At 59.8% G+C, this 25722-nt stretch carries 27 protein-coding genes and 1 pseudogene; 9 read left to right on the plus strand and 19 right to left on the minus strand.

What is annotated here, in order from left to right; all coding sequences use genetic code 11:
- The 6 genes and pseudogenes from ACTJK7_RS20765 to ACTJK7_RS20790 form a co-directional block, all read right to left on the minus strand.
- A pseudogene (locus ACTJK7_RS20765) lies at positions 1-627 on the minus strand (response regulator).
- 348 nt (positions 628-975) lie between these two features.
- Complete coding sequence (locus ACTJK7_RS20770; protein WP_064383277.1) at positions 976-2304, minus strand: deoxyguanosinetriphosphate triphosphohydrolase; 1329 nt, start codon at positions 2302-2304, stop codon at positions 976-978.
- Between the two features lie 68 nt (positions 2305-2372).
- Entirely contained in the window at positions 2373-3536 is a 1164-nt protein-coding gene (locus ACTJK7_RS20775) for an EAL domain-containing protein (protein ID WP_108562900.1), read from the minus strand.
- Between the two features lie 124 nt (positions 3537-3660).
- On the minus strand, positions 3661-3999 hold the full coding sequence (locus tag ACTJK7_RS20780) for a hypothetical protein (RefSeq protein WP_064383273.1): 339 nt from the start codon (positions 3997-3999) through the stop codon (positions 3661-3663).
- Complete coding sequence (locus tag ACTJK7_RS20785) at positions 3996-4382, minus strand: phage holin family protein (protein WP_011335280.1); 387 nt, start codon at positions 4380-4382, stop codon at positions 3996-3998. The genes ACTJK7_RS20780 and ACTJK7_RS20785 overlap by 4 nt, the downstream gene beginning before the upstream one ends.
- Before the next feature lie 2 nt (positions 4383-4384).
- A complete protein-coding gene (locus tag ACTJK7_RS20790; RefSeq protein WP_007955729.1) occupies positions 4385-4699 on the minus strand; it encodes a DUF883 family protein in 315 nt (104 codons plus the stop codon).
- 318 nt (positions 4700-5017) lie between these two features.
- Here ACTJK7_RS20790 and ACTJK7_RS20795 point away from each other — a divergent pair, with 318 nt between their 5' ends.
- Complete coding sequence (locus ACTJK7_RS20795; protein ID WP_064383270.1) at positions 5018-6226, plus strand: ammonium transporter; 1209 nt, start codon at positions 5018-5020, stop codon at positions 6224-6226.
- On the opposite strand, the gene ACTJK7_RS20800 is transcribed toward ACTJK7_RS20795, so the two are convergent.
- A complete protein-coding gene (locus tag ACTJK7_RS20800; protein ID WP_440780166.1) occupies positions 6223-7935 on the minus strand; it encodes a cation:proton antiporter in 1713 nt (570 codons plus the stop codon). The two genes, ACTJK7_RS20795 and ACTJK7_RS20800, sit on opposite strands and share 4 nt — an antisense overlap.
- Positions 7936-8125: 190 nt before the next feature.
- Between ACTJK7_RS20800 and ACTJK7_RS20805 the strand changes: the two genes are divergently transcribed.
- The 3 genes from ACTJK7_RS20805 to ACTJK7_RS20815 all read left to right on the plus strand — a co-directional run bounded on the left by ACTJK7_RS20805 (position 8126) and on the right by ACTJK7_RS20815 (position 9808).
- Positions 8126-8362, plus strand: coding sequence for a glutaredoxin family protein (locus ACTJK7_RS20805; RefSeq protein ID WP_007955734.1), 237 nt, complete (start codon positions 8126-8128; stop codon positions 8360-8362).
- 165 nt (positions 8363-8527) lie between these two features.
- The gene (locus ACTJK7_RS20810) at positions 8528-8845 is read left to right on the plus strand and encodes a transcriptional regulator (protein ID WP_085655135.1); all 318 of its coding nucleotides are present in this window, start codon (positions 8528-8530) and stop codon (positions 8843-8845) included.
- Between the two features lie 69 nt (positions 8846-8914).
- Positions 8915-9808: a pseudouridine synthase gene (locus ACTJK7_RS20815; protein WP_064383265.1), complete on the plus strand. Its 894-nt coding sequence runs from the start codon at positions 8915-8917 to the stop codon at positions 9806-9808.
- Between the two features lie 82 nt (positions 9809-9890).
- Here ACTJK7_RS20815 and ACTJK7_RS20820 read toward each other — a convergent pair whose 3' ends face one another.
- Entirely contained in the window at positions 9891-10112 is a 222-nt protein-coding gene (locus ACTJK7_RS20820; protein ID WP_039770418.1) for a YgdI/YgdR family lipoprotein, read from the minus strand.
- A 78-nt stretch (positions 10113-10190) separates the two neighbouring features.
- Positions 10191-10793, minus strand: coding sequence for a molybdenum cofactor guanylyltransferase MobA (gene mobA / locus ACTJK7_RS20825; RefSeq protein ID WP_085655133.1), 603 nt, complete (start codon positions 10791-10793; stop codon positions 10191-10193).
- Positions 10794-10874: 81 nt separating this feature from the next.
- Between mobA and moaB the strand changes: the two genes are divergently transcribed.
- Both moaB and ACTJK7_RS20835 read left to right on the plus strand, forming a co-directional pair.
- Complete coding sequence (gene moaB / locus ACTJK7_RS20830; RefSeq protein ID WP_064383262.1) at positions 10875-11414, plus strand: molybdenum cofactor biosynthesis protein B; 540 nt, start codon at positions 10875-10877, stop codon at positions 11412-11414.
- Positions 11398-12624: a molybdopterin molybdotransferase MoeA gene (locus ACTJK7_RS20835; protein ID WP_108562897.1), complete on the plus strand. Its 1227-nt coding sequence runs from the start codon at positions 11398-11400 to the stop codon at positions 12622-12624. Before moaB ends, ACTJK7_RS20835 begins: the two co-directional genes overlap by 17 nt.
- A gap of 56 nt (positions 12625-12680) precedes the next feature.
- Here ACTJK7_RS20835 and ACTJK7_RS20840 read toward each other — a convergent pair whose 3' ends face one another.
- Positions 12681-12989: a hypothetical protein gene (locus ACTJK7_RS20840; RefSeq protein ID WP_170928973.1), complete on the minus strand. Its 309-nt coding sequence runs from the start codon at positions 12987-12989 to the stop codon at positions 12681-12683.
- 315 nt (positions 12990-13304) lie between these two features.
- Between ACTJK7_RS20840 and yegS the strand changes: the two genes are divergently transcribed.
- On the plus strand, positions 13305-14222 hold the full coding sequence (yegS, locus tag ACTJK7_RS20845; protein ID WP_085655128.1) for a lipid kinase YegS: 918 nt from the start codon (positions 13305-13307) through the stop codon (positions 14220-14222).
- Here yegS and ACTJK7_RS20850 read toward each other — a convergent pair.
- The 3 genes from ACTJK7_RS20850 to ACTJK7_RS20860 form a co-directional block, all read right to left on the minus strand.
- On the minus strand, positions 14206-14865 hold the full coding sequence (locus tag ACTJK7_RS20850; protein WP_007955750.1) for a response regulator: 660 nt from the start codon (positions 14863-14865) through the stop codon (positions 14206-14208). The genes yegS and ACTJK7_RS20850 overlap by 17 nt on opposite strands.
- The gene (locus ACTJK7_RS20855; RefSeq protein WP_108562896.1) at positions 14862-15755 is read right to left on the minus strand and encodes a sensor histidine kinase; all 894 of its coding nucleotides are present in this window, start codon (positions 15753-15755) and stop codon (positions 14862-14864) included. The genes ACTJK7_RS20850 and ACTJK7_RS20855 overlap by 4 nt, the downstream gene beginning before the upstream one ends.
- Positions 15756-16237: 482 nt before the next feature.
- Positions 16238-16708: a hypothetical protein gene (locus ACTJK7_RS20860; RefSeq protein WP_011335268.1), complete on the minus strand. Its 471-nt coding sequence runs from the start codon at positions 16706-16708 to the stop codon at positions 16238-16240.
- Positions 16709-17160: 452 nt separating this feature from the next.
- On the opposite strand from ACTJK7_RS20860, the gene ACTJK7_RS20865 reads away from it, so the two are divergent.
- A complete protein-coding gene (locus ACTJK7_RS20865; protein ID WP_003226705.1) occupies positions 17161-18096 on the plus strand; it encodes a chemotaxis protein CheV in 936 nt (311 codons plus the stop codon).
- A gap of 90 nt (positions 18097-18186) precedes the next feature.
- Positions 18187-18993 (plus strand): MOSC domain-containing protein, encoded by an 807-nt coding sequence (locus tag ACTJK7_RS20870; RefSeq protein ID WP_064383254.1) that lies wholly within the window; start codon positions 18187-18189, stop codon positions 18991-18993.
- A 71-nt stretch (positions 18994-19064) separates the two neighbouring features.
- Here ACTJK7_RS20870 and ACTJK7_RS20875 read toward each other — a convergent pair whose 3' ends face one another.
- From ACTJK7_RS20875 to atuC, 6 genes are all read right to left on the minus strand, one after another.
- The gene (locus tag ACTJK7_RS20875) at positions 19065-19349 is read right to left on the minus strand and encodes a pyrimidine/purine nucleoside phosphorylase (protein WP_440780165.1); all 285 of its coding nucleotides are present in this window, start codon (positions 19347-19349) and stop codon (positions 19065-19067) included.
- Positions 19350-19430: 81 nt separating this feature from the next.
- Entirely contained in the window at positions 19431-19973 is a 543-nt protein-coding gene (locus tag ACTJK7_RS20880; RefSeq protein ID WP_064383252.1) for an exonuclease domain-containing protein, read from the minus strand.
- A gap of 69 nt (positions 19974-20042) precedes the next feature.
- Positions 20043-22004, minus strand: a complete 1962-nt coding sequence (locus ACTJK7_RS20885; protein ID WP_440780164.1) for an acetyl/propionyl/methylcrotonyl-CoA carboxylase subunit alpha — start codon at positions 22002-22004, stop codon at positions 20043-20045.
- Positions 22005-22121: 117 nt separating this feature from the next.
- Positions 22122-22919, minus strand: coding sequence for an enoyl-CoA hydratase/isomerase family protein (locus ACTJK7_RS20890; RefSeq protein ID WP_236197117.1), 798 nt, complete (start codon positions 22917-22919; stop codon positions 22122-22124).
- A complete protein-coding gene (gene atuD / locus ACTJK7_RS20895) occupies positions 22916-24073 on the minus strand; it encodes a citronellyl-CoA dehydrogenase (protein WP_007908685.1) in 1158 nt (385 codons plus the stop codon). The genes ACTJK7_RS20890 and atuD overlap by 4 nt, the downstream gene beginning before the upstream one ends.
- Positions 24074-24102: 29 nt before the next feature.
- Positions 24103-25719, minus strand: a complete 1617-nt coding sequence (atuC, locus tag ACTJK7_RS20900; protein WP_440780161.1) for a geranyl-CoA carboxylase subunit beta — start codon at positions 25717-25719, stop codon at positions 24103-24105.
- Positions 25720-25722 lie beyond the last annotated feature (3 nt).

Raw genomic sequence — 25722 nt, forward strand, 5'->3', positions numbered from 1 at the left:
TCACACGAGTGCGTTACGTTTGGCCATTTCAATAAGTTCTACGAGAGACTTGGCTTTCAGTTTTTGCATCAGTCGTTTTTTATAAGTGCTTACAGTTTTGTTGCTGAGGAACATGCCTTTGGCAATTTCCTTGTTGGTGCGGCCCTAGGCAAAAAGTTGCAAGACCATAAGTTCACGATCATTGACGGATTTGAAGAGCTCCAGCTCTGCATAACGCACGTCATCGTGACGAACAGGGTTCAACGCCTGACTGGGGAAATAGTTGTAGCCGGAAAGAACTGCCTTGATCGCACTGACCAGTTCGCTCAGGTCTTCCTGTTTGCACACATAACCCGATGCACCTGACTGCATGCAGCGAATGCCGAACAGGGTCGGACATTGCGCAGTCAATACCAGCGTCTTGAAGGGCGAACTCATGGCGTTGAAGCGGGCCAGGACCTCCAGGCCATCGAGCTTGGGAATGCTGATGTCGAGAATGATCAGGTCGGGCATGCATTCGCGAACCATCTGCATGGCGTCGACACCGTTATCGGTTTCTCCAACGACTTTATAGCCTTCATGCTCCAGCAACATTCGAACGGCAAGGCGGATGACCGGGTGATCGTCGACAATAAAAACGGAGTTCATAATCAAATCCCATACGAGCGCAAATAAAGGGCGAACCTTAGCTCAGATGAATGAACGCTCGCATGAACTGACAGGGGGGTAGCGGCAATCTAGGAGTAATCCTACAAACAAAGAGGAATCAGACTACGTGTTAACTGGGTTTGGCGTAGGTAGAGGCGTGAGATGTTCAAGGATTGTTCATGATCAAGCATCATCGATGCCGGGGAAGTTTAAAAGAGTGAGGCGCAATTGATTGTTTCTGCTTTTATCTTTGAGCTTTCTGAACAAGTCCCGACGGAAGTATTTGTCGTTTCGCTTCCGCCTCCCCGGGCCCGACCGATCCATTGCAGACCGATCGGGTGGCAAGTGTCAATGACTGGAACGTCCGGTCATTTCCAGCGCCATGTCACTGGCGTAGCTGTCGGTCATGCCAGCGATGAAATCGATCATTCGCAGGAATGACGCGTGCAGAGGGCCGTGCGGATCCGGCGCATTGTTCCCCAGCAAATCGAGAATTCGACGACTCTTGAACGACGGCGTGCGGCCGTTGTGCTGTTCCAGGGCGGCACCACAGAACGCGTTAAGCAGAATTTCCAGGGTCGTGTAGGCGCCGATCTCATGCAGGGTCTTGCGCTTGTCCTGGAAGATTTTCTTGCGGGCGATGTCCTTGGCGTTCAGCACGCAGCGCTTGGCCGGACCGTGCATATGTTCCACCAGATCCCCCGGCAGCGTACCGGCCAGCAATGCGTCCTGCTGTTCGACGAAGGCCCGGGCGGCGGCGTTGGTCAGGTGCTCGATGGCCTTGCCGCGCAGGATCGCCAGTTTGCGCCGGCGTGAATCCTGCGGGCCGAGCTGACGATAGGTTTCCGGCAGATCATCGCCTACCAGGCCAAGCAGCAGCGACTCGACTTCGGCGTACTCCAGCAGCTCCATTTCCAGGCCATCTTCCAGATCGATCAAGGCGTAACAGATGTCGTCCGCCGCCTCCATCAGATACACCAGCGGATGGCGCGCCCAGCGTTGCTCCTCCAGTTGCGGCAGACCGAGTTTGTGAGCGATCTGCTCAAGCAACGGCAGCTCGCTCTGATAGCAGCCGAATTTGTGCTTCTTGTAACCGAGGGAATCGGCGTGACGGGCGGTCCACGGGTACTTCAGGTAGGTGCCGAGGGTGGCGTAGGTCAACCGGGTTCCGCCGTCGAACTGGTGGTATTCCAGCTGCGTGAGCACTCGGAAACCCTGCGCATTGCCCTCGAAGTTCAGGAAATCGCCGCGTTCGGCGTCACTCATCGCATCCAGCCAGCCGCGCCCCGCAGCCTGTTGGAACCAGTGACGGATCGCGTCTTCGCCGGAGTGGCCGAACGGTGGATTACCGATATCGTGCGCCAGGCAGGCCGACTGGACCACCATGCCCAGATCGCTAGGTTCGCACCATTCGGGCAGGGCGCGGCGCAGGGTTTCGCCGACGCGCATGCCCAGCGAACGGCCGACGCAACTGACTTCCAGCGAGTGGGTCAGGCGCGTGTGAATGTGGTCGTTGCTCGACACCGGATGCACCTGGGTCTTGCGCCCCAGGCGGCGGAAGGCACCGGAGAAGATGATGCGGTCATGGTCTTTATGGAACGGGCTGCGGCCAAGTTCCTGCGGGCTGTGCAGCGGTTTGCCGAGACGTTCGCGGTTGAGCAGGGTATGCCAATCCAAGGCTGATTCTCTCCGTCGGGTGACTGGTTCCCTAGCTTCCCGGTTCAGGCTGGCATCTGCAAGCGCAACTACAAGCCCGCCGCATCGATGTCGATCAGCAGCAGGCGCTCGCCGTTATCGAAAAACTGTCCGGCGGTCAGGCAATATTGATTGCTGGTGGCATCGCGATAGGTGTTGGAAAGGGTCAGTCGCCGTTCTTCCCAGCCCTCAGCCAGCAGATGATAGAAGTACGGTCGCCACGACCAGTTGTGACCCAGGTAGCGATTGTCGGCGACCCAGCCGCTGGAGCGCCATTCCAGGTTCGGCGTCAGTTGGGTGCCGTGACGGTCGCATTGGTAAAAACGCAGCAGCCAGGGAAAGGCGTCGAGTTGCGGCAGGGCACTGAGCGGGGCGCGGGCCTGGGCCCAGGTTTGCAGGATGGTCATGAGTTCACTGAGTTGCTGGCGCATGAACATCCATTTGCTGCGTTCGGCCAGCTTCTGACGCACATACGACTGGCGCAGGCCGGCGAAGCGTTCAACGAAGTCATTGGTACCGAAAAGCGCCTCCTGTGCCCGGGCGAACAGAAAACCCTGAACGTAGCGCGATCCACATTCCAGCGCAAAATTCAGTTGCGCGTCGGTTTCCACGCCTTCGGCAATGATCCAGCAACCGGTTTTTTCGGCCATTTGCGCGAGGGCCTTGACCACGTCGCTGCTTGGCCCGCCCAGTGCGGCCGCCTGAAACAGGCGCATGTCGAGTTTGAGAATGTCCGGTTGCAGCGCCAGCACTCGATCGAGCTGCGAATAACCGGCGCCAAAATCGTCGATGGCGATCCGGGCGCCGGCATCGCGATAGCGTGTCACGACTTCGCTCAGGCGCTGACTGTTACCGCCGAGTTCGGTGATCTCGAAAACAATCCGTTGCGGGTCGATACCATGCCGGGCGAGCTGTTTCAGGCTCGGCAGTGCCTGGTCGGCCCGCAAGCGACTGATCCAGCGCGGTGACATGTTCAGGCTGAGAAACCAGTCCGGCGGTGCTTCGTGCAATCGGCTCAGCGCGTTGTCGCGTATCTGCCGATCCAGTCGGCGCAGCGCGATGGCCGGTGTACGCGGGTCGGCGAACAGCGGTCCGACGGATGCCAGTTGGCCATCGGCCTGACGCAGACGACCCAGTGCCTCGACGCCGGCAATGCGTCCGGTGGCGGTATCGATGAAGGGTTGAAAGCAGGCGAGCGGTTGCCCGTCGATCACGGGGCCTCCTTGTCGTTCTTGTTCTGGTCGAATTCTGCCGGCCGGATAGGCAAGCGGGATTGAACCTCCGGATAAGAGATTCAATCCCGCTGGTGTTGCAAGAATGCAGCCAGATGCGAGGGTTTCAGCGCTTGTTCGAACTCTGCATGACCAGCTTGATCAGCGGAGCGAGGCTGGTGCCGAGGCGGATCAGGCGGGTCAAGCCGCCGACACCACCGTTTTTGGCCCCTTTACCGGTGATGAAGCCCAGCAGCGTCACGGCCGCCACGCCCCATAACGGCGCGTGCTTGATGCCGAAACCGCCCTGCAGGTTTTGCGTCATGCCACGCATGCGTTGCAGAGGTTGCAGTACCTGGCCGGTTTCGTGGCGGATTTCCTGACGATGCATTTCCATGCGCAGACGGATCAGTGCCTTGCGCATTTCCCGGCGTGAGCTGTTGTGCGGAAGTTCAGGCAGGCTCATGGCAGCAGGCGCTCCCGGTCATTGGCCAGTTCTTCCAGCGTGCCGTGGAAGGGCGAGGATTCATCGAAGATTGCGGCCTTCAGACGCAGCGCGCAAAAGATTGCCGCCAGGGTGTAGAACACGCACAGACCAATGATTGCAGCCAGGCGATACGTATCCCAGAACACGATCAGTACGAGGGTCGACAGGCCGACCAGCAACAGCAGCGCAAACACCAGCGCCAGGCCGGCGAACAGCAACAGACTGACGGTGCGTGCTTTCTGTTCCTGCAGTTCGATGCCGAACAACTCGACATGGCTGTGCAGCAGACCGAGAACGGCAGCACCCAGACGACGCGTGGAGGAGGCGGTGCCCGAGTTCGGGCCGGATTCACCGATCGACATGATCAGCGCCGCGTGGCCAGCAGGCCAATCAGGAAGCCGACGCCAGCAGCAATGCCCACCGATTGCCAAGGGTTGGCCGACACATATTCCTCGGTCGCGGTGACCGCCGCCTGACCGCGCTCGCGCAGGGTGTCTTCGGTCAGCTTCAAGGTTTCCCGCGCGCGCAGCAGGCTTTCGTGGATCTGTTCGCGCAGCTCGTCAGCCTGATCACCGGCCAGCGTGGCGGTGTGCTCCAGCAAGCGTTCAGTGTCGCTGACCAGGGTCTGGAAGTCGTTCATCAGGATTTCTTGAGCAGTCTTTGCCTTGATGCTGGCCATGGGGGATCTCCGTAAGTGGCGTTCTGAAGCGGTGTTCTGAAGCGTTCGAGTATGAGCCAAGAGTGAAGGTTCAGTGCAAATGGCTGGTACAACTTTTGCTGTGTCGTGGTGCGTCGATCGGTGGCAGTGCGCTGTTGCCGGGCGCGAAGCCGGGCAGAGCAAGGCCCGGATGATGAAGGTTCATGTCAGCCCATCGACCTTGTGCGCCAAAGCGGTTCACTGACCCACCGGATCAGTGACTGCGTGGTCGCAACTTGGTGCATGAAATGTGCGCATGAACCGCTTTGGTGCCTTTTTCAGCCTCGGGTCTGCCTCCTCATGGAAAATCTGCAAAGCGCTGTGGACACGCTGGTTCACAGTTCCAATACGTTGTTCATTCTGATCGGTGCAGTCATGGTTCTGGCCATGCACGCCGGTTTCGCGTTTCTGGAGGTCGGAACGGTTCGCCAGAAAAACCAGGTCAACGCACTGTCGAAGATTCTCAGCGACTTCGCGGTGTCGACCCTCGCCTATTTCTTTATAGGCTATTGGCTTTCGTATGGAGTGACCTTCCTGCAACCGGCGGCGGTGCTCAGTGCCGATCATGGTTATGGACTGGTGAAGTTTTTCTTCCTGCTGACCTTCGCGGCGGCGATCCCGGCGATCATTTCCGGCGGCATCGCCGAGCGGGCGCGGTTTGTGCCGCAACTGTGCGCCACGGCGCTGATCGTAGCGTTCATTTACCCGTTTTTCGAAGGGATGATCTGGAACGGCAACTACGGTCTGCAAGCCTGGCTGACCGCGCAGTTTGGCGCCGCTTTCCATGACTTTGCAGGTTCGGTGGTGGTGCATGCCATGGGCGGCTGGCTGGCGTTGGCGGCAGTGCTGCTGCTCGGGCCGCGCAACGGACGCTATCGTGACGGCAAGCTGGTCGCGTTCGCGCCGTCGAGCATTCCGTTTCTGGCCTTGGGTTCGTGGATTCTGATCGTCGGCTGGTTTGGCTTCAACGTAATGAGCGCGCAGACTCTGCAAGGGGTCAGCGGACTGGTGGCGGTCAACTCGCTGATGGCGATGGTCGGCGGCACGGTGGCGGCGTTGATCGTCGGGCGCAACGATCCGGGCTTCCTGCACAACGGCCCGTTGGCCGGGTTGGTGGCGGTGTGCGCCGGTTCCGACCTGATGCACCCGGTCGGCGCGCTGATGACCGGCGCGATTGCCGGTGCCCTGTTTGTCTGGTGCTTCACGGCGGCGCAGGTCAAATGGCGGATCGACGATGTGCTGGGTGTCTGGCCATTGCACGGTCTGTGTGGCGTATGGGGCGGCATTGCCTGCGGGATTTTCGGCTCGACCGCGCTGGGTGGGCTCGGCGGTGTCAGCCTGATCAGCCAGTTGATCGGCACCGCCCTTGGAGTGGCGGTGGCGTTGATCGGCGGTTTCGCCGTGTACGGCTCGATCAAGGCGCTGCATGGTCTGCGCCTGAGCCAGGAACAGGAGTACTACGGCGCTGACCTGTCGCTGCACAAGATCGGCGCGGTGAGCCAGGACTAGGTCTCTTCATCGTCGGCTCCGGGGTAAAAACCGTGAAGCAGGCGATAACGATCAATGCGCACCTGATCGACTTTCTCCTGCACCCGGTGCGCGGGAAACCCAAGCAGGATCAGGGCGTGGGAACCGAGCATCAGGCTCGACTCCAGCAGTTCCGGCACCACTTCGCTGGCGCCGGCTGCTTTCAACTCGGCCGACTGGCTGTCGTCCCGGGTGCGCACCAGGATCGGCACTGTCGGGTTGAGGCGTCGGGCCTCCTTGAGAACCCGCAGGGCCACGTCGGCTTGGTCCACGGCAATCACCAGCAATCTGGCGCGCAATAAGCCGACGGCGATCAAAAGATCGCCGCGGGTTGAATCGCCGTAGTGGACGTCGCGTTCGGCGGTGGCGGCTTCCTGTATCCGCACCGGATCGTTGTCCAGCGCGACGTAGGTTTGCCCGGCATTGCGCATGAAGCGTCCGATCGACTGACCGACACGGCCGTAGCCACAGATCACCACATGCCCGTCGAACCCGGCATTGAGGGCACTGATTTCCTCGATCTGTGCTTCCTGATTGGGCTTGCGGTGCAGGGCGGCGGCGATGCGTGGAGCGGCGCGTAACAGCAGGGGTGTCAGCAGCATCGAGCAGAACGTGGCGGCGAGCAGCAGGGCACCGAGTTCGGCGGGGAGCAGCCGTGTCTGTTGCATCTGCGCCATCAGGGCGAAGCAGAACTCACCGCCCTGGGCGAGGGCAAGGCCGCTGCGCCAGGCCGTTTCACTGTCGCTGCCGCGCCATTTCACCAACAGCGCCACCACCAGACCTTTGATAACCAGTAATCCCAGAGTCATGCCGATAATCAGCAGGCTGTGGCTGGCGAACAGTTGCAGGTCGATCAGCATGCCGATGCTGACGAAAAACAGTCCCAGCAGAATGTCGCGAAACGGCCGGATATCGGCCTCGATCTGATGCCGGTAATGGCTCTCGCCCAGCAGCATGCCCGCGAGGAACGCGCCGAGGGCCGGAGACAGGCCCAGCAGGTGGGTCAGCCAGGCTGTCAGCAATACGATCACCAGGGCCAGCAGCACGAACAGCTCCGGCGAGCGCGACGCCGCGACTTCCTGGAACAGGCGGGGCAGCAGCCAGCGGCTGGCCAGCAACAAACCGAAAAACAGCAATACGGTCTTCAACAAGGTCAGGGGCAGCGCCCAGTACCAGGCCTGATCACTGCTGCCGGCGAATACCGGCACCAGCGTGAGCAGCAATACGGCTACCACATCCTGAAACAACAGAACGCCGACGGCGTTCTGGCCGTGGCTGCTGAAGATTTCGCCGAGACTACCCAATTCCTTGGTCACAATCGCCGTGGATGACAGCGACAGGCCGGCGCCCAGCAGCAAGGCCGGTATGGCCGGCATGCCCAGCAGCATCAGCACGCCTCCCAGCAGAAGAGTGGTGACCAGCACCTGCTGGCTGCCCAGACGGAAAACCACCTGGCGCAGGGCAATCATTTTCGACAGAGAGAATTCCAGCCCCAGGGAAAACAGCAGAAACACCACGCCCAGTTCGGCAAGATCCGGCAAGTGTTCGCTTTCATTGATCCAGTCGAACGCCTTCGGCCCGACCATCAACCCCACGCACAGGTAGCCCAGCACAGGGGGCAGGCGCAGGCGTCGGAACAGGGCAATCATCACCAGGGACGACGCCAGAATGATCAGCAGATTGGCAAACACAAGACACTCCGGGACAGGTCAGGCTCTTCAAGCGTAGAGGTAAAAAACACCGGAGCATCGCGTAAATGGCGATTTTGTGGGCTGATTTACATCAGGGTTTTACGAGGGGCGGGATCGAACCCGGAGGGTGGGTCGACGGGCTTTGCGGGCAAGCCTAGAATGATCACTCGATTTTTGGGGTTGAGCGCACATGCTTCCTGAATGCCAGTTGTTCGGCACCCTGGGGTGCCATTTGTGTGAAGTCGCGGAGGCCGAACTGATGCCGTTTGTCGAGCATGGTCTGCTGGTTGAGCTGGTGGATATTGCTGACGATGAATCGTGGTTCGAGGCCTACAGCCTGCGGATCCCGGTCTTGCGCAGGGTCGATACCGGCGCGGAACTGGGATGGCCATTCAGTGCCGATCAGGTGGTGGCCTTCCTGCGTTGAGGTTTTTTTCTTTTCTGCATTGATGGCGTCCGCCACCTTCGCTTAATCACGGCTTGGCACTGTTCGGGTTATTCGGTTACTGTATGCGCATACAGTAATTGGGTTGGCCTGCCATGCCGTTCTCGGGCATTCATCAGGGCAAGCCGGATGTCAGAGGGAGCAACCGTGGTCAATGTCGAACAGTTGAAAAGCAGCGTGAACGGGATGTCGATTGACGTGGTGAGCGAGGCCGTCCGCGAATTGCGCCTGGACGGTCTGGTCACGGAAGGCAAGACACCCTTCAACAAGCTGCATTTCAATACGTGTTTTGCCGAGATCGAAGCCTTGTTCCAGCGTGCCGGCTATCACAAGCAACTGGATGTGGTCGGATATCAGGGACTTCTGTACGCCTTGTACGATCCGGGCCGCTGGGAGGCCGTGGATGTGTTGCGCTGGCTCAAAGAGTTCACCGAGGCGGCGGCGCTCAAATCGATCCCCGCCTGATTCTGCGCTAGGTCTGCTGCGTTCGGTGTTGGATAATGCCGTTCTGCTTTGAGGGTTCGAGTTCTCCATATGTCCAGTACGCCCACGTTTTCCGCCGCACAGAATCAGGCCAGCACGCTTTATCTGCCCCCCGGTAACTGGCGGACAGTGCTCGACTGTCTGTGTGAGCATTTCAGTGCCATCGGGCGCGACCAGTGGCTGGATCGAATCGCCCGGGGGCGGGTGCTTGATGGCCACGGCCAACCAATCGCGCTGGATTTGCCCTACAAAGAAGGGCTGCGTATTCACTACTTTCGAGAAGTGCCGGATGAAAAGCCGATCCCGGTAGTCGAGTCGATCCTGTATGCGGACGATCATCTGGTGGTGGCGGACAAGCCGCATTTCCTTCCTGTGACCCCGGCAGGCGAGTACGTCGAACAGACGTTGCTTCGCCGGTTGATCCGGCGTCTGGACAATCCTCATCTGGTGCCGCTGCACCGGATTGACCGGCACACGGCTGGGCTGGTGATTTTCTCTGCCAACCCGCAGACGCGGTCGGCGTATCAGTCGCTGTTCCCGACGCGGCAGATCGAGAAGCGCTATGAGGCCATTGCTGCCGCGCTGCCCGGGCTGGAATTCCCGTTGGTGCACAAGAGTCGCATGATCGATGGCGAACCGTTTTTCCGCATGCAGGAAGGGCCGGGTGTGAGTAACACCGAAACGGCGGTGGAGGTGCGTGAAAAGAATGGTGACCTATGGCGGTACGGCCTCTATCCGGTAACCGGCAAGAAGCATCAGCTGCGGGTACACATGACGGCGCTCGGGGCGAGCATCTGCAATGATCCGTTTTACCCTGAAGTGCTCAAAGACGCGGTGGATGATTATGCCAATCCGCTGAAACTCCTGGCGCAAGGCCTGCGGTTCATTGATCCGGTTACGGGAGAGCCCCGTGAGTTCGAGAGCCGCATAACGCTGGATTGGTGATCCCGACATCGATCCTTTTCGGTGAGATACGAAAAAGCCCGCATATTGCGGGCTTTTCTGTATCGGGTGTCGAACTGAAAAATCAGAGCTCTTTGACAGTACGAACCTGATCCTTGTTGATGCGAGTGTGCTTGCCGTCCAGTTGTTCGAATTCGTAGAAGCCCGAATCTTCATCATACTTGGGGGCGTCGACAGCCTGGATTTCGCGACCGTCATTCAAGGTGATCACTGTTGGCGAAGCGCAACCGGCGAGGGTGGCGAGGCCCAGTGCGAGCATGAAAGTGGCGAGGGTCCGTTGAGTCATGAGTGTGTCTCCGAAGGGAAATTCTTTTGGTTACTGAGCTTGAGACGTATACAAGGCGTGCAAGTTCCTTGAATGCTGTCAGTCTGACACAGTGTTGTGTGAACTCAACAGTTCAGGGGTGTTGAGGTTAGCCAGGCGTGGGTCGTTGTCAGGGCAAATCAGGGCCTGGGCATCAAGGTCGCGCATCAGCCGGCCGGGGCTGCGTTCTCCCGCGTTCCAGGCTCTTTCGAATGCGGGCAGGAGTGCCGCGGGAATCACGCAAAGCAGGGGCTCCCAATGTTCGTCATGTCGCAACATTAAAGGTTTTTCAGGATTCAGACCGGCCGCCTCGCGCATGTCTCGCAACAGCGCAAGATCGATTCGCGGCACATCGCAGGGCAGCACCAGCAGATGGGGGTGGCGAGCGGCTTTCAGACCCGCAAGTATTCCAGCCAGCGGGCCGGGAAAATCTTCCTCGTCATCGCTCACCAGTTGGTCGGCAAAGGGTGCATAGCGCTCACGATTGCGGTTGCACGAAATGATCAGATCATCTGTCATCGGACGAACCTTGCGCTGCAGATGCGCAATCAGCGGTTCACCGTGCCATTGCACAAGTCCCTTGTCCTGTCCGCCCATTCGCTGACCGCGTCCACCCGCCAGCAGCAGGACGGAGCAGGGTGATAATGGCGTGTTCGAGGTCATGGCAGCTCTCCGCAGGGGCGGCGTAAAAAGGGGGCGCTGTGATATAACACCGGGCTGTTTCTCCTACAACTGGACGAGCCTATGAAAGCCAAGGCTGATGTGCCTTTCGCACCACTCAATATCGCGGTGCTGACGGTCAGCGACACCCGAACCCTGGAAACCGATACTTCCGGTCAGGTCTTCGTCGACCGCTTGATGGCCGCAGGTCACCATCTGGCGCAGCGGGTGCTGCTCAAAGATGACCTGTACAAAATCCGTGCGCAAGTCGCTCAGTGGATTGCCGATGACGTCGTGCAAGTGGTGCTGATTACCGGCGGAACCGGTTTCACCGGCCGCGACAGCACCCCGGAAGCGGTCGCTTGCCTGCTGGACAAGCAGGTTGATGGTTTTGGTGAGCTGTTCCGCCAGATCTCGGTGGCCGACATCGGCACCTCCACCGTGCAATCCCGGGCTTTGGCGGGACTGGCCAATGGCACGCTGGTCTGCTGCCTGCCAGGTTCAACCAACGCGGTCCGTACCGGTTGGGACGGCATACTCGCCGAGCAACTGGACTCACGTCACCGCCCGTGCAATTTCGTCACTCATCTGAAACAGGCGGCGCCTTGTGAATCCCGTGGGTAAGCCGGGCAAGACCGGCAGCCTGATGCCTGTCGAAGCGGCATTGGCGCGGTTGCTGGAAATGGCCGAGGGCTCGCGGATTGTCGAGAGCGAGTGTTTGCCACTGGCGCAGGTTCAAGGGCGGGTGCTGGCGCAGGATCTGGTTTCGACACTGGATCTGCCGCCATGGCCGAACAGCGCCATGGACGGTTATGCCTTGAATCTGGCCGACTGGACCGGCGAGCCGATGCCGGTCAGTCAGAAGATCTTTGCCGGACAGGCGCCCGAGCCCTTGAAGCCGGGTACCTGTGCCCGGATCTTTACCGGCGCGCCGGTGCCTGCGGGTGCCGACTGTGTCGAGATGCAGGAAAACGTCGAGATTCATGCCGATGAGCGCGTGAGGTTCATCGAAACGATGGTGGCAGGGCAGAACATTCGCCCGCAAGGGCAGGAAACGACTGTCGGGGAATTGGTCCTGGCCGCCGGAACCCGGCTGGGTCCGATCGAACAGGGGCTGGCCGCATCGCTGGGTTGTGCAGAGCTCGAAGTGGTTCGCCGGGTTCGTGTGGCGGTGCTGTCCACGGGGAACGAATTAGTCGAACCGGGCACAACACTGGGGCCGGGACAGATCTACAACAGCAATCGGGTGTTGTTGTGCAGCTGGTTGCAGCGTTTGGGATGTGAAGTGGTGGATGCCGGTATTCTGCCTGATGACCTGTACATCACCCGTGAGCGACTTGGAGAGCTGCAGAATGTAGACCTTATTCTGTCGACCGGTGGCGTATCGGTCGGAGAAGCGGATTTCCTTGGAATTGCATTGAGGGAAGAGGGTGAGCTGACCCTCTGGAAACTGGCAATCAAACCCGGCAAGCCGCTGACGGTCGGACATTTTCGTGGCGTTCCGGTGATTGGATTGCCGGGAAATCCTGCCTCGACACTGGTGACTTTTGCCTTGTTGACCCGACCTTACCTGTTGCGTCGCCAAGGCGTGCAGGATGTCGAGCCGCTGAAGTTTTCAGTCCCAGCAGGATTTGTCTGGCCTCAGGCCGGTAACCGTCGTGAATTTCTGCGTGGTCGCCTGGAGCAGGGACTGGCGATTATCTACCGTAACCAGAGTTCGGGTGTTCTGCGCAGCGCTGCCTGGGCCGAGGGGTTGGTGGAAGTGCAGGAAGGGCGAGTCTTGGCCAAGGGAGACCAGGTGCCATTCATTCCACTCAGCGAGCTTCTCGATTGATTGCAGGCATTTGAAAGGCAGGCACAGTCGCTAAACGATGCCTGCCTTTCAACGGGTCAACGGCCGAGCAGTGTGACGAGCTGATCAAACCGGCTGTTGGCAATCCAGCCCAGCAGTCCGAGCACCATCGCTGTCGCACCTGCCGAGTAGGCAAGACGGTGTTTGATGGCTTTGACGTCGCCTCTGACTTCGTCCATGTCACGTCGAATGTACTTGAGGTGGGTTTCCAGCTCGATGACGCGCGTTTCCATATCGTTTTCTCCAGTATTTCTGGCGTTGCATTTGAATTCGTCTTTAATACTGGCGCGACTGTCGGAGAGAGAGGCAACCGGACTCACGGATACTCTTGCTTCATGGCTTTGCATGGAAACACCCGCCTGATGTGATGGGGTTTTGTGGGCAAATGCCGGAATGCAAATTGTCGAAAGTCCTGAAACTGTATGCACTCATTACATGCACATCCTTGTGTAAGTGAATTGAAGATTGCTGACGCCGCCACACGTTCTACCAATGACCAGGCTTGGTCAATTGAGCTGATTCCTTATGTTCTGTACGAAAAATTACCGGTTATGTAGGACGGGCAGGACTGGCTTCAGGAATTAATCAGAAGGCGTGCGACTTTTTTACCCGCGCTGAGGGTCAAGATATCTTGTACTGATTCAATTCCGGGAGTAATCGAAATGAGTGAACGCAAGGCATTGTTGATCCTGCATGGCAAGCAGGCACTCAACGAGGCGGTTCGTGCCGCTGTCGAGAACAAGCGAAAGCAGGGCTGGGAACTGGCTGTGCGCCTGACCTGGGAAGCTGGCGATGCCCAGCGACTGGTAACGGAGGCGCTGGCGGCGGGATATCGCCAGATCATCGCCGGTGGTGGAGATGGCACTCTGCGTGACATTGCCGAAGCGCTGGCGGCCCAGCCGGGAAAAGCCGCTCTGGTGCTTTTACCGCTGGGAACTGCCAACGACTTTTCCCACGCGGCGGGTATTCCGCTGGAGCCGGCCGAGGCGCTTGAGTTGCTTGAAGCGCCCGCCCACGATATCGATCTGGGTGAAGTCGGCGGGCAGATCTTCCTGAACATGGCGACTGGAGGATTCGGCAGCCAGGTAACGGCCAATACGTCGGAAGATCTGAAAAAGGTGTTGGGTGGTGCAGCCTATCTGTTCACCGGTTTGACGCGGTTCAGTGAACTGCATGCCGCTTACGGTGAATTGCAGGGGCCGGATTTTCATTGGCAGGGCGAGTTGCTGGCTCTTGGTATCGGAAATGGTCGTCAGGCCGGCGGCGGACACGTGTTGTGCCCCGAAGCGCTGGTGGACGACGGTCTCTTGGATATCAGCATCCTGCCGGCGCCGCAGGAGTTGGTTGGCACGCTGAAAAATCTGCTCAGCGACGGCTTCGGCATCGACAACATGTTTGTGCGCGCCCGTTTGCCATGGGTTGAAATCAAGGTCGCCGAAGGGCTTTACATCAATCTCGACGGCGAGCCACTGGAGGGCGAAAGTTTGCGGTTTGCGGCGCGCGCCGGGGCGTTGCGTGTGCATCTGCCGAAGGATTCGCCGCTGTTGAGCGCAACGCCTCGACTCAGTCGTCCAGACTGATGATCTGTTCACGCACGGCAAACAGCACCAGGCCCGCCACATCGTAGATCTGCAGGCGTTTCATGATCTGCGAACGGTGGGTTTCCACGGTCTTGATGCTCAGGCCCAGCCCATTGGCGATTTCCCGTGTGGATTTGCCACGCACGATCAAGCGCAGGATTTCCAGCTGGCGAGCCGTCAGGTTGTGTGATTCGGCGACTTCCGGCTGCTGCTTGAGATTACGGGTCAGTGCCTGATTGATCACGGTATGGGCGATGGCAGGACTCAAGTAGCGCTCGTTGTTGCGCAGCGCTTCCAGTGCATGTTCGAGCTCGGTGGCCGTGGTGTCCTTGAGCAGATAGCCGTGAGCACCGGACTCCAGCGCCTGCATGATCAGCGCGGGGTCGGTGTGCATCGACAGAATCAGCACTTTGGCGTGCGGGCGTACGCGTCTGAGCCGTTGCAGGGCCTCCAGACCGCCGGTTTCTTTCATGGAAATATCCAGCAATACGATATCGGGAGACAGCAGCTCGACCATCTCAAGCAACTGCGAGCCGTCATTGGCCTCGCCGATAACCGCATAACCGGGAATATCCAGTACCAGGGCGCGCACGCCGGCCCTGATCAGCGAGTGGTCATCCACCAGAAGTAAGTTACAAGTCAACGCATAACCTTATTCGTACTGGCCCGCTCGAGTGCACGGGGCGCCCAGGGGAATAGTGCTTCGATTTGAGTACCTTTGCCGGGCTCGCTGGTCACACTGAGTGTGCCGCCCAGTTGCTCGATGCGTTCGGCCATCCCGGCCATGCCCCGTTGTCCTTCACGACCTGGATTGGCCGCCGGGGAAAATCCCAGACCATCATCGCTGATCAGCAGGGTCAGACCCTGCGGCAGGCGTTGCACGCGGATCAACAGGTTTTTGGCCTGCGCGTGGCGAAGGATGTTGGTCACCGCTTCCTGAGTGATGCGAAAGGCGGCGACGGCCATTTCTTCGGGGATTCCATTCAGGCGCTGCTGGCAGTCCAGACTCCAGTGCACCGAAGTATTGGTCAGTACCTTGAGCAGGTGTGCACGCAGGCTCGCTTCCAGACCAAGGCTGGTCAATTGCCGTGGGTTGAGAATGGCCGAAACGTCGCGCACTTTATTGAGGGTTTCTTCCAGCGTCTCGCAAAGTACCGAACAGTGTTCCTGCATGTCCGCGGGCAAGCGACGCTTGAGCCATTCGCTTTGCAGTTTGGCGGCCGTCAGCAACTGGCCGATATCGTCATGCAGTTCACGGCTCAGGCGATGGCGCTCGTTTTCCTGGACTTCCAGCAAACGGTCGGCCAGTTCCTGAGGCTGGAACTTGATGGATTTGCGCGACAGGCGATGTTGTGTCCAGACGCAGCCCGCAGCCGCCACATTGATCAGCAGCAGGCCGAGCGGCAGCTGCGCTGACAATCCATAGGTCAACAGACTGCCCAGAGCCGAACCTGTACACAGCAGAAGTGTGAACCTGCGGGCATTTTTTCGGGAGGGAGGCCATGTGGTGATTGACTTGAGGCTGGCGTACATAGCGGATGGAGCCAATGGATGTTCGCTGCGGGCAGACCGGTCAGAAGGGCTGGCGGTCTCTGTCTGGAAAACTGTCATTCAGGTTGTTGATTTCAAAATGGTTCAGTGATCGATAATTGAGCGACAAGTTCGGTGGTGACCGATCATCGAAGTCACAATGCCATTAACTGAAACAACTAACGGGCGGCATAATACCACTTAACATACCGTTGGTCGCGTTTGGCCTATATGTCCAAAGAGTCAGGAAACAGGCCATGTTGGACGAAGGTTCCATAATGGAAAGTTGAAATACCTGATCCGATAATTATCGATGCGGTCGCAAGTTTTCTTTTACACAGGAAAACCCTGATATCAGCAGAGGGTAGTCTGCATTCAGTGAGCGTAATTATTTATTGGGGGGTGTCGCAGGCAGGCATGAACTATTCATTAGCGACATTCGACTGCGAAAGCTGACCGGCTCAAACGGCCCAAGGCGTGCCCGATTACGCTTGCCGTTCCGACCAGGCTACGAGGGTCAGGGACTTGCCAGTGTGCGGCAATTGAAAGTGGGTCTGGCCGACCTGGCAGGCAAAGGCTTCGATCAGCGACGCCTGCTCGCTTTCATCCAAGCCCAATTGGCCGGTACTTGGGTCAACCAGTTCCAGTTGCCAGGCCATCAGGGTGAAGCAGTCTTTCAGTGCTTCCAGGGCCTGCGCATGCAGATCCACATGATCCTGAACCTGGGTGAGCAGGCCATGCAGGTGCAGGGAAAATTCGGATATCGCCTCAAGTGCCAGGGCATCGGCCTTGTTTGCCAATTTGAGTAGAGTACTGAGCATGCAGTCAATCGCGTCCCTGTCATTGCTGATCAGCTGCAAGTGACTGAGGCATTCTTCAGACTTGGCCAGGAGCGTTTCAGCCTCGACGAGAAATTCGGGGAACCGCTGCGCCCAGTCACTACGGTCGTTCGGCATGCTTATCTCCACCACGTCATGTCTGATGAGGGAATGCCGTGTGTGTCGACGATCGTGAACCGTCGCGAGACCGCGCCCCGGTGTGCATTGGCACAGACCTGGGGTTTCAAGAGGATGTGTTTCCACTGAACTGCGATCGCACACAATAGCCTGACTCCGTTCATGCAATGAGAATGGCGTCACATTAATGGCTATTGGATATCGCGAACATCAGGTTGGGCCTGATTGTCACTAGGGGATTCCCTTAGGCACGGGAACCTGTGGCGCAAATCGGGGTCGCGCCGAAGAGAATGTAGCAGATGATTTCACCGAGCCAGTAAAGCATGATGTTAATGTGACATCAATGCTTGTGCATGGCATTTTGTTGGTGATTTGTGACGGGATCAAGATCCGCCAGATTCAGCCGATAACCCCCAATAGTGAATTCATCAGAACAAGCCCAGGAGTCATTGATGGCCGGCATTCTCGACACGGTAGACCAACGCACGCAACTGGTGGGTGAGAATCGCCTGGAAATTCTCATGTTTCGACTGGCCGGACGCCAATTGTTCGCGATCAACGTGTTCAAGGTTCAGGAAGTCCTGCAACTGCCGAAGCTGACCCTGATGCCCCAGCGTCACCCGTTTGTCTGCGGTGTGGTCAACCTGCGTGGCCAGACGCTGCCAGTGATCGACCTGTCCCAGGCGATCGGCATGCGTCCGCTGGTGCCGGGCCCGAACAGCACGATCATCGTTACCGAGTACAACCGTTCGGTGCAGGCGTTCCTCGTCGGTGGCGTGGATCGCATCGTCAACATGAACTGGGAAGCCATTCTGCCGCCACCGACCAGTGCCGGTCGCCAGCATTACCTGACAGCCATCAGTAAGGTCGACGATCAACTGGTGGAAATCATCGACGTCGAGAAAGTCCTCGCCGAAATCGTGCCGTACAACGCCAAGGTCTCCCGCGACAAACTGGACGACCCGGTGCTGGAACGCGCCCGTGGCCGCGAAGTGTTGCTGGTGGACGACTCCAACGTGGCGCTCTCGCAATTGCGCGACACCCTCGGCCAGTTGGGCGTGAAGATGCACATCGCCAGCGACGGCCTCAAAGCCCTGAACATGCTCAAGGCCTGGGCCGACACCGGGGTGAACATGACCGACAAACTGCTGATGGTGTTCACCGACGCCGAAATGCCGGAGATGGACGGCTATCGCCTGACCACCGAAATCCGCAACGATCCGCGCCTGCGTGGCCTGTATGTGGTGCTGCACACTTCGCTGTCCGGCAGCTTCAACGATTCGATGGTGAAGAAGGTCGGGTGCGACAATTTCCTCTCCAAGTTCCAGCCGGACAAATTGGTCGACGTTGTGCGCCAGCGTCTGATGCTCGACGAAGTACCGGCCTGATCAACCTGTCGAGGCTGACCTCGCGTCAGCCTTTGATTCGCTGACAAAGCTCGTATAGGGTGGCGTTTTTGACCCACCAGGGAGCTGGCCATGCTGCGTCTGAGCGCGCTTTATCGTTACCCGTTGAAATCCGCAAAGGGCGAGGTCCTGCAAGGGATCGGCCTGGACAAACTGGGGCTTGAGGGCGACCGACGCTGGATGCTGGTGGACGAGGCCAGCGGGCGATTCCTGACCCAGCGTGCCGAAGCGAAAATGAGCCAGCTCTCGGCGCTGTGGAACGCCAGCGGTGGCCTGACGCTCAGCGCGCCGGGGCACTCGGCAATCGATGTCGCTTTGCCCGGCAGCGACGATGACCTGCGTGGCGTAACCATCTGGCGCGATACCTTGCGCGTACCGGATGCCGGTGAAGAGGCGGCCCGTTGGGTCAGCGATTTCATCGGTAAACCGACGCGCCTGGTGCAAGTGCCGCTTGAACGCGCTCGTACGACTCAGGCCGGGTACGGCAACGACGACGATCAAGTGGCGTTCGCCGACGGCTTTCCACTGTTGCTGATTGGTGAGGCATCACTGCAACACCTGTCGCAGGAAGTCGGGCGCCCTCTGGAAATGCTGCGGTTCCGGCCGAATCTGGTGATCGAAGGCAGTGATGCTTACGCCGAGGATGGCTGGAAGCGGATTCGGATCGGCGATGTCGAGTTCCGCGTGGTCAAGTCCTGCTCGCGGTGCATTCTCACCACGATCGATCCGCAGACTGGTGAGCGCAGCGCTGACCGCGAGCCGCTGGCAACCTTACAGAAGACTCGCGCCCAGGCCGACGGCGCGATGTTTGGCCAGAACCTGGTCAATGACAGCAATGGCCGGCTTGAAATCGGCATGCCGGTGGAAATCCTCGAATAACCGCTCCTGAAACGAAAAATGCCCGTGTCCTTGGACACGGGCATTTTTCATGACCGCAGGAAACCGGGGTTTCAGCCGCGGTATTCGCACAGGTAGGCGGTGTCGACGGCCACTTTCAGCTGGAACTTGCTGTTGGCTGGCACGTTGAACTGGCTGCCGGCAGCGAAAGTTTCCCATTCGCTGCTGTCCGGCAGTTTGACGGTCAGTGCGCCCGAAACCACGTGCATGATTTCACGCTGGCTGGTGCCGAATTCGTATTCGCCCGGGGCCATGACGCCGATGGTCGCAGGGCCTTCAGCAGTGCCAAAAGCGATCGACTTGACGGTGCCGTCGAAGTACTCGTTGACTTTAAACATGGGCGATTCCTCTCGAAAAGGGCTTAAAAGGGTCAAAAAGGGGCGGCCAGTATGCACAAGGCTCCGGGCGTCGTCATCTGTCTAGAGTGGCAATACCAGTGGCAACAGGCGTGCGGTATTGCGCGCATCTTCCAGCGCCCGGTGCTGTTGACCGTTGAACTGCATACCCGCCAGTTGCAACGCGCCATTGAGGCCCAGGGGCCGTTCGAGGCGTCGGGCCTTGGCAAAGCGCTGTTTCAGATTCATGTGCGGCACCCGGCTCAGGGCGCTGTCGAGTTGCAGTCGCTGCCATTCCTGAAGCAACTGCTTGCGATCGTAATCGCCCCAGCTGGCCCAGCCTTCAAGGCGTGTCTGGTGCTGACCGAGCCAGCGTTCGAACGCCGGCCACACTTCACTCAACGGCTGCGCTGCGTCGATGTTGGCCTGGGTGATGTGCGTGAGTTCGCGGCAAAACGGCGTCAACAAGGGGCGCCGCGTCGGTTTGACGAAGCGCTGAAAGTGATCCTGCTCGCGACCCGCGCGATCCACCAGGGTCGCGCCGATCTCGATGATCTCCATTTCCGTAACCGGCCAGCCACCCTCATCGGTGGTGGCTTCCAGATCTATGACCAGCCAATGGGGCATCGCAGGGTTCCTGATTTCCGCGTCCTGATTATTCAGAGCGTAGTCAAACCTTGCGAATGCGCGCGGCGACTACTCGACCTGCAACAGAACCTGACGATTTTTCACCTGATCGCCGACCTTGACCTGCACCCGCTTGAGCACGCCGTCGATGCCGGCCTTGAGCGGGTGCTCCATTTTCATCGCCTCCAGCACCACCAGCAGCTGGCCCTTGCTGACCGGGCTGCCTTCGCTGACGAGCACATCGATGATGGCGCCATCCATCGGGGCTTTCAACGTGCCGGAACTGACGCTGGTCTGACTGTCGATCACCGCATGAGTTCGATCCACCAGGTGCAGGCTGCCGGGGTGGGTGAACAGCCAGAGCTGCTCGTCGCACAGGCGATAAGCGTGGCGCTGGCGCAGGCCATCGACCTCCAGTGTCACGGCCCCGGCGGTGTGTTCGATGAGTTTGAGTTCGATGACGCGCTCCGCAACCTGCACTTCAAACGTGTTGTCCGGGCTGGCGCGCAGTTGCACGTTCCAGTCGCGGGCGTCGAGACCGATGCGATAGAGCAACGGCGCACCGGCGTTGTTGCGCCATCCGGACAACGGGGCGCGGTGTTGCTGGGCGGCGGCCTGGTAAAACAGCAGCGCCGCGATGGCCAGTTCTTCGGCACTGGGCGAATAGGCGTGCAGGCAATCGTGATCGGCGAAATGTTGAGGGATGAAGCCAGTACCGAACTCGCCGCTGATGAATTGCGGATGCTGCAACAGGCTGGCGAGCAACCGCTGATTGCTTTGCACGCCAAGCAACACGCTGTCCTGCACCGCGCACAGCAGTTTACGCCGGGCCTCTTCACGGGTAGCGCCGTGGGCGATCAGTTTGCCGAGCATCGGGTCATAGAACGGTGAAATCGACTGGCCTTCGATCAGGCCGTGATCAATCCGTGAACCGCGATCCAGTGCCGGCGCCCAGGCTTCGACACGCCCGGTCTGCGGAAGAAAACCCTGGGCCGGATCTTCGGCGTAGAGGCGCACTTCCATGGCGTGGCCATCGAGTTTCACCTGCGCCTGGGTCAGCGGCAGCGGCTGACCTTCGGCGACCGACAGCTGCCATGCCACCAGATCCAGCCCGGTAATCAGTTCAGTCACCGGGTGTTCGACCTGCAACCGGGTGTTCATCTCCAGAAAGTAGAACCGGCCATCGGTATCAAGCAAAAATTCCACGGTGCCGGCACCTACGTAGTTCACCGCACGCCCGGCCTTGAGTGCCGCTTCGCCCATCGCCTGGCGCAGTTCTTCGGTCATCACCGGGCAGGGCGCTTCTTCGATGACTTTCTGATGGCGGCGCTGAATCGAACAGTCGCGCTCACCGAGGTAGATCAGGTTGCCGTGGTGATCGCCGAACAGCTGCACTTCGACATGGCGCGGTTCGATCAGCGCCTGTTCGAGGATCAGTTCATCGCTGCCGAAACCGTTCAAGGCTTCGGAGCGCGCCGTGCGCAATTGCGCCGGCAATTCTTCGGCGCTGTGCACCAGCCGCATGCCGCGCCCACCACCGCCGGCGCTGGCCTTGATCATCAATGGATAACCGATGCGTTCAGCTTCGCGTGTCAGGGTTGCGTCGTCCTGCTCGGCACCTTGATAGCCGGCGATGCAGGGGACGCCGGCGGCGAGCATGGCGATTTTCGATTGGCGTTTGCTGCCCATCAGTTCGATGGCTTCGACGCTGGGGCCGATGAAGGTCAGGCCGGCCTGTTTGCAGGCACGGGCGAATTCGGCATTTTCCGAGAGAAAACCATAGCCGGGATGGATCGCGTCGGCGCCGCTGCGGAGGGCGGCGTCGAGGATGGCCGGGATGTTCAGGTAGGACTGCTGCACCGGCGCCGGGCCGATGTTCACCGCTTGATCGGCCATCTGCACGTGCAGTGCATCGGCGTCCGCGTCGCTGAAAACCGCGACCGTGCGATAACCGAGGGCCTGCGTGGTGCGCTGGATGCGGCAGGCGATTTCACCGCGGTTGGCGATCAGGATTTTATGGATGACGGGCATGGTGGTTTTTCCTGAATGTTGGCGGTGGATTGAAGGGCCTCATCGCGGGCAAGCCCGCTCCCACAGGATTCAGTGGTGCTCACAAAAACTGTGGGAGCGGGCTTGCCCGCGATGCTTCTAAGGGGCCCACCTCGGTTTGCGTTTTTGCACAAACGCCATCGTGCCTTCGATGCCTTCGGCACCGGTCACCGCTGCGCTGAACCACTGCGCGGCTTCGTCCAGCAGTTCACTCGACGGCTGGCCGGCGCTGGCCAGCAGCAGTTTTTTCGTCACGGCATTCGCTTCGGGGGCGCAGCACAGGACATGGTCGAGCACTTCATCCAGTCGCTCGGCGAGCGCCTGTGGATCCTGCTCGACAAAATGCACCAGCCCCAGACGCCGGGCCTGATGGCCGTCGAAGCGGGCGGCGGTCAGGGCCAGGCGTCGGGTCTCGGTCAGGCCGATGCGCTGCACCACAAACGGCGCGATCTGCGCCGGTAGCAGGCCGAGACTGGTTTCCGGCAAACCGAATTGCGCCTGATGATCGGCGATGGCGATATCGCTGACACAAGCCAACCCGAAGCCGCCCCCGAGCACCGCGCCCTGCAACACCGTGATCAGCACTTGCGGCGCGTGCTGTGCTTCTTCCAACAACGACCCGAACGCTCGGTTCAATTCGCGATAGGCATCGCTGCCCTGGGCGCGGGCGTTAGCCATGTCCTTGATGTCGCCGCCGGCACAGAAATGCCCGCCGGCACCGCTGAGCACCAGTGCGCGAACGCTGCGGTCATCGCGCACGCTGGCCAGCACGGCGCGCAACTCGGCGACCATTTGCAGGCTCATGGCGTTGCGGCTTTCCGGGCGATTGAGGGTGATGTGCAACACGCCGTTGTGCCGTTCCAGCAGCAGCGTATGGCAATCGGGCAGGGCGCTCATTTCTTTTTCCCCGGCAGGATGCCCATCAGTTTGCAGATGATCCCCAGCATGATTTCATCGGCGCCGCCGCCAATCGACACCAGCCGCACGTCGCGGTAGGCGCGGGCCACCGGGTTGTCCCACATGAAGCCCATGCCGCCCCAGTATTGCAGGCAACTGTCGCTGACTTCCCGACCAAGGCGCCCGGCCTTGAGCTTGGCCATCGAGGCCAGTCGGGTGACGTCCTGGCCTTTCACGTATTGCTCGGTGGCCTGATAGACCAACGCCCGCAGGCATTCGATTTCGGTCTGCAATTCGGCGAGGCGGAAGTGGATCACCTGATTGTCGATCAGCGCGTTGCCGAAGGTCTTGCGCTCCTTGCAGTACTCGATGGTGCTGTCGACGCAGTATTCGAGGCCCTTGATCATGTTGGCCGCACCGAACAGGCGTTCCTCCTGGAACTGCAGCATCTGCATCATGAACCCGGCGCCTTCGTGGCCGATGCGATTGCGCTGGGGCACGCGCACGTTGTCGAAAAACACCTGGGCAGTTTCCGAGCTGCGCATGCCGAGCTTGTCCAGGTGCGAACTGAGGCTGATGCCCGGCGTGTTCATCGGCACCATGATCAGCGATTTGTTGATGTGCGGCTTGTCGTCCGAGGTGTTGGCCAGCAGGCAGATGAAGTCGGCGCTCGGCGAGTTGGTGATCCACATCTTGCTGCCGTTGATCACATAGTCGTCGCCGTCCTTGCGCGCGGTGGTCTTCAGCCCGGCGACATCGGAACCGGCGCCGACTTCCGAGACGCCGATGCAGCCCACCTGCTCGCCGGTGATGGCCGGGCGCAGGAACTCTTCGCGCAATTCATCGGAGCCGAAACGGGCGAGGGCCGGGGTGCACATGTCGGTCTGCACGCCGATCGACATCGGAATGCCGCCGCAATGGATGGTGCCGAACTCTTCGGCCGCGACGATCGAATAGCTGTAATCCAGGCCCATGCCGCCGAATTTTTCCGGCTTGGAAATCCCCAGCAGACCGAGGTCGCCGGCCTTGCGGAAAATCTCGTGGATCGGAAAGCGCCCGGCCTTTTCCCATTCATCGACATGGGGGTTGATCTCGTGCTCGACGAACTGGCGGACGGTGCGGCGCAGAGCTTCGTGTTCCGGGGTGAAGATCATTGTTGTTGTTCTCCTTTGATCCGAGGCGATCAGAACCGGCTGACGCCGAAGCTGTTGGGTTGCAGCCTGCGTACGTCGGCTTCGTGGCAGATGTCCAGCAGGTAGCCGAGCAGGGTGCGGGTGTCGCGCGGATCGATCAGCCCGTCGTCCCACAGGTTGGCGCTGCCGTAGAGGGCAGTGGACTGGCTGTCGAGTTTCTGCGCGGTGACCTGCTCCAGCATGTCGAGCATTTTCGGGTCGGGCACCAGGCCGTCCTTGAGCTGTTTGGCTTCGGTGACGATGCGCAGCACCTTGCCTGCCTGGGCGCCACCCATCACGGCGGTACGGCTGTTGGGCCAGGCGAAGATGAAGCGTGGATCGAGCCCGCGTCCGCACATCGCGTAGTTGCCCGCGCCGTAGGAGCCGCCGACCACAATCGTCAGTTTCGGCACCCGCGCATTGGCCACGGCCTGGATCAATTTCGAGCCATGCTTGATCACGCCATGCTGTTCCGATTCGGTGCCGACCATGAAGCCGGTGGTGTTGTGGAAAAACAGCAGCGGTGTCTGGCTCTGGTCGCACAGCTGAATGAACTGTGCCGCCTTGCTCGCACCATTGGGCGTGATCGGGCCGTTGTTGCCGATGAAACCGCAGGCGCGGCCCTGAATTTTCAGGTGGCCGCAAACGGTCTGCTGATCGAACTCGCCTTTGAACTCCAGGAAGCGCGATTCGTCGGCTATCCGAGCGATGATTTCGCACACGTCGTAGGGTTTTTTCGGGTCGTCCGGGATCAGCCCGAGCAGTTCGTCGATGGGGTACAGCGGCTCCTTGAATTGCGGCTCGGGCAGCCACGGCAGTTGCTCGTTCCAGTTCAGCAGGCTGACGATTTCCCGCACCTGACGCACGCCGTCGGCGTCGTTTTCCGCCAGGTATTCGGCGGTGCCGGCGACTTGCGCGTGCATCTCGGCACCGCCCAGTTCTTCGTCGGTGGCGACTTCACCGGTCGCCGCTTTAAGCAATGGGGGACCGGCGAGAAACAGCTTGGCCTTGCCGCGCACCACCACCACGTAATCCGACAACCCCGGCTGATACGCGCCGCCCGCGGTGGCCGAGCCGTGCACCACAGTGATCTGCGGCAAACCCATGGCCGACATTCGCGCCTGATTGGCAAAACTGCGCGCGCCTTCGACGAAAATTTCTGCCGCGTAGTTGAGGTTGGCGCCGCCGCTTTCGGCGAGGGTGATGACCGGCAGTTTGTTTTCCTGGGCGATCTGTTGCAGACGCAAGGACTTTTTCAGGCCCGACGGGGAAATCGTTCCGCCCTTGATCTCGCTGTTGTTCGCCACGATCAAGGCGCGCACGCCGGACACGTAACCGATGCCTGCAATCAAGCCGCCACCGGCCGAACTGCCGTCCTTGTCGTCGTGCAGTTTGTAGCCGGCCAGGCTCGCCAGTTCGAGGAATGGCGCGCCGGGGTCGAGCAACAGATTCAGACGTTCACGGGGCAACAGTTGTCCACGTTTGTCGAATTTCGGTTTGGCTTCGGCAGCCTTGTGCAGCAGGTTCTGTTCGAGTTGCTGGACTTGCTCGATGGCGGCGAGCATCGCTGCGCGGTTTCGGGCGAAGGCTTCGCTGTGCGGGTCGAGTTGGGACTGGATCTGCGGCATGGC

Source organism: Pseudomonas sp. 22085 (genome assembly GCF_052045815.1).
Lineage (GTDB): Bacteria > Pseudomonadota > Gammaproteobacteria > Pseudomonadales > Pseudomonadaceae > Aquipseudomonas > Aquipseudomonas glycinae.

What these genes read in the sequence shown, in the direction of transcription:
- ACTJK7_RS20780 (WP_064383273.1), bottom strand. Translation starts at nt 3,999, where the DNA reads ATGAGCCTGCCTGAACTTCCGCACAACAGCTCACGCCGGGAAATGCGC.
- ACTJK7_RS20785 (WP_011335280.1), bottom strand. Translation starts at nt 4,382, where the DNA reads ATGTCGATCGGTGAATCCGGCCCGAACTCGGGCACCGCCTCCTCCACG.
- ACTJK7_RS20790 (WP_007955729.1), bottom strand. Translation starts at nt 4,699, where the DNA reads ATGGCCAGCATCAAGGCAAAGACTGCTCAAGAAATCCTGATGAACGAC.
- ACTJK7_RS20795 (WP_064383270.1), top strand. Translation starts at nt 5,018, where the DNA reads ATGGAAAATCTGCAAAGCGCTGTGGACACGCTGGTTCACAGTTCCAAT.
- ACTJK7_RS20805 (WP_007955734.1), top strand. Translation starts at nt 8,126, where the DNA reads ATGCTTCCTGAATGCCAGTTGTTCGGCACCCTGGGGTGCCATTTGTGT.
- ACTJK7_RS20815 (WP_064383265.1), top strand. Translation starts at nt 8,915, where the DNA reads ATGTCCAGTACGCCCACGTTTTCCGCCGCACAGAATCAGGCCAGCACG.
- ACTJK7_RS20820 (WP_039770418.1), bottom strand. Translation starts at nt 10,112, where the DNA reads ATGACTCAACGGACCCTCGCCACTTTCATGCTCGCACTGGGCCTCGCC.
- mobA (WP_085655133.1), bottom strand. Translation starts at nt 10,793, where the DNA reads ATGACCTCGAACACGCCATTATCACCCTGCTCCGTCCTGCTGCTGGCG.
- moaB (WP_064383262.1), top strand. Translation starts at nt 10,875, where the DNA reads ATGAAAGCCAAGGCTGATGTGCCTTTCGCACCACTCAATATCGCGGTG.
- ACTJK7_RS20840 (WP_170928973.1), bottom strand. Translation starts at nt 12,989, where the DNA reads ATGCAAAGCCATGAAGCAAGAGTATCCGTGAGTCCGGTTGCCTCTCTC.
- yegS (WP_085655128.1), top strand. Translation starts at nt 13,305, where the DNA reads ATGAGTGAACGCAAGGCATTGTTGATCCTGCATGGCAAGCAGGCACTC.
- ACTJK7_RS20855 (WP_108562896.1), bottom strand. Translation starts at nt 15,755, where the DNA reads ATGTACGCCAGCCTCAAGTCAATCACCACATGGCCTCCCTCCCGAAAA.
- ACTJK7_RS20860 (WP_011335268.1), bottom strand. Translation starts at nt 16,708, where the DNA reads ATGCCGAACGACCGTAGTGACTGGGCGCAGCGGTTCCCCGAATTTCTC.
- ACTJK7_RS20865 (WP_003226705.1), top strand. Translation starts at nt 17,161, where the DNA reads ATGGCCGGCATTCTCGACACGGTAGACCAACGCACGCAACTGGTGGGT.
- ACTJK7_RS20870 (WP_064383254.1), top strand. Translation starts at nt 18,187, where the DNA reads ATGCTGCGTCTGAGCGCGCTTTATCGTTACCCGTTGAAATCCGCAAAG.
- ACTJK7_RS20875 (WP_440780165.1), bottom strand. Translation starts at nt 19,349, where the DNA reads ATGTTTAAAGTCAACGAGTACTTCGACGGCACCGTCAAGTCGATCGCT.
- ACTJK7_RS20880 (WP_064383252.1), bottom strand. Translation starts at nt 19,973, where the DNA reads ATGCCCCATTGGCTGGTCATAGATCTGGAAGCCACCACCGATGAGGGT.
- ACTJK7_RS20885 (WP_440780164.1), bottom strand. Translation starts at nt 22,004, where the DNA reads ATGCCCGTCATCCATAAAATCCTGATCGCCAACCGCGGTGAAATCGCC.
- ACTJK7_RS20890 (WP_236197117.1), bottom strand. Translation starts at nt 22,919, where the DNA reads ATGAGCGCCCTGCCCGATTGCCATACGCTGCTGCTGGAACGGCACAAC.
- atuD (WP_007908685.1), bottom strand. Translation starts at nt 24,073, where the DNA reads ATGATCTTCACCCCGGAACACGAAGCTCTGCGCCGCACCGTCCGCCAG.
- atuC (WP_440780161.1), bottom strand. Translation starts at nt 25,719, where the DNA reads ATGCCGCAGATCCAGTCCCAACTCGACCCGCACAGCGAAGCCTTCGCC.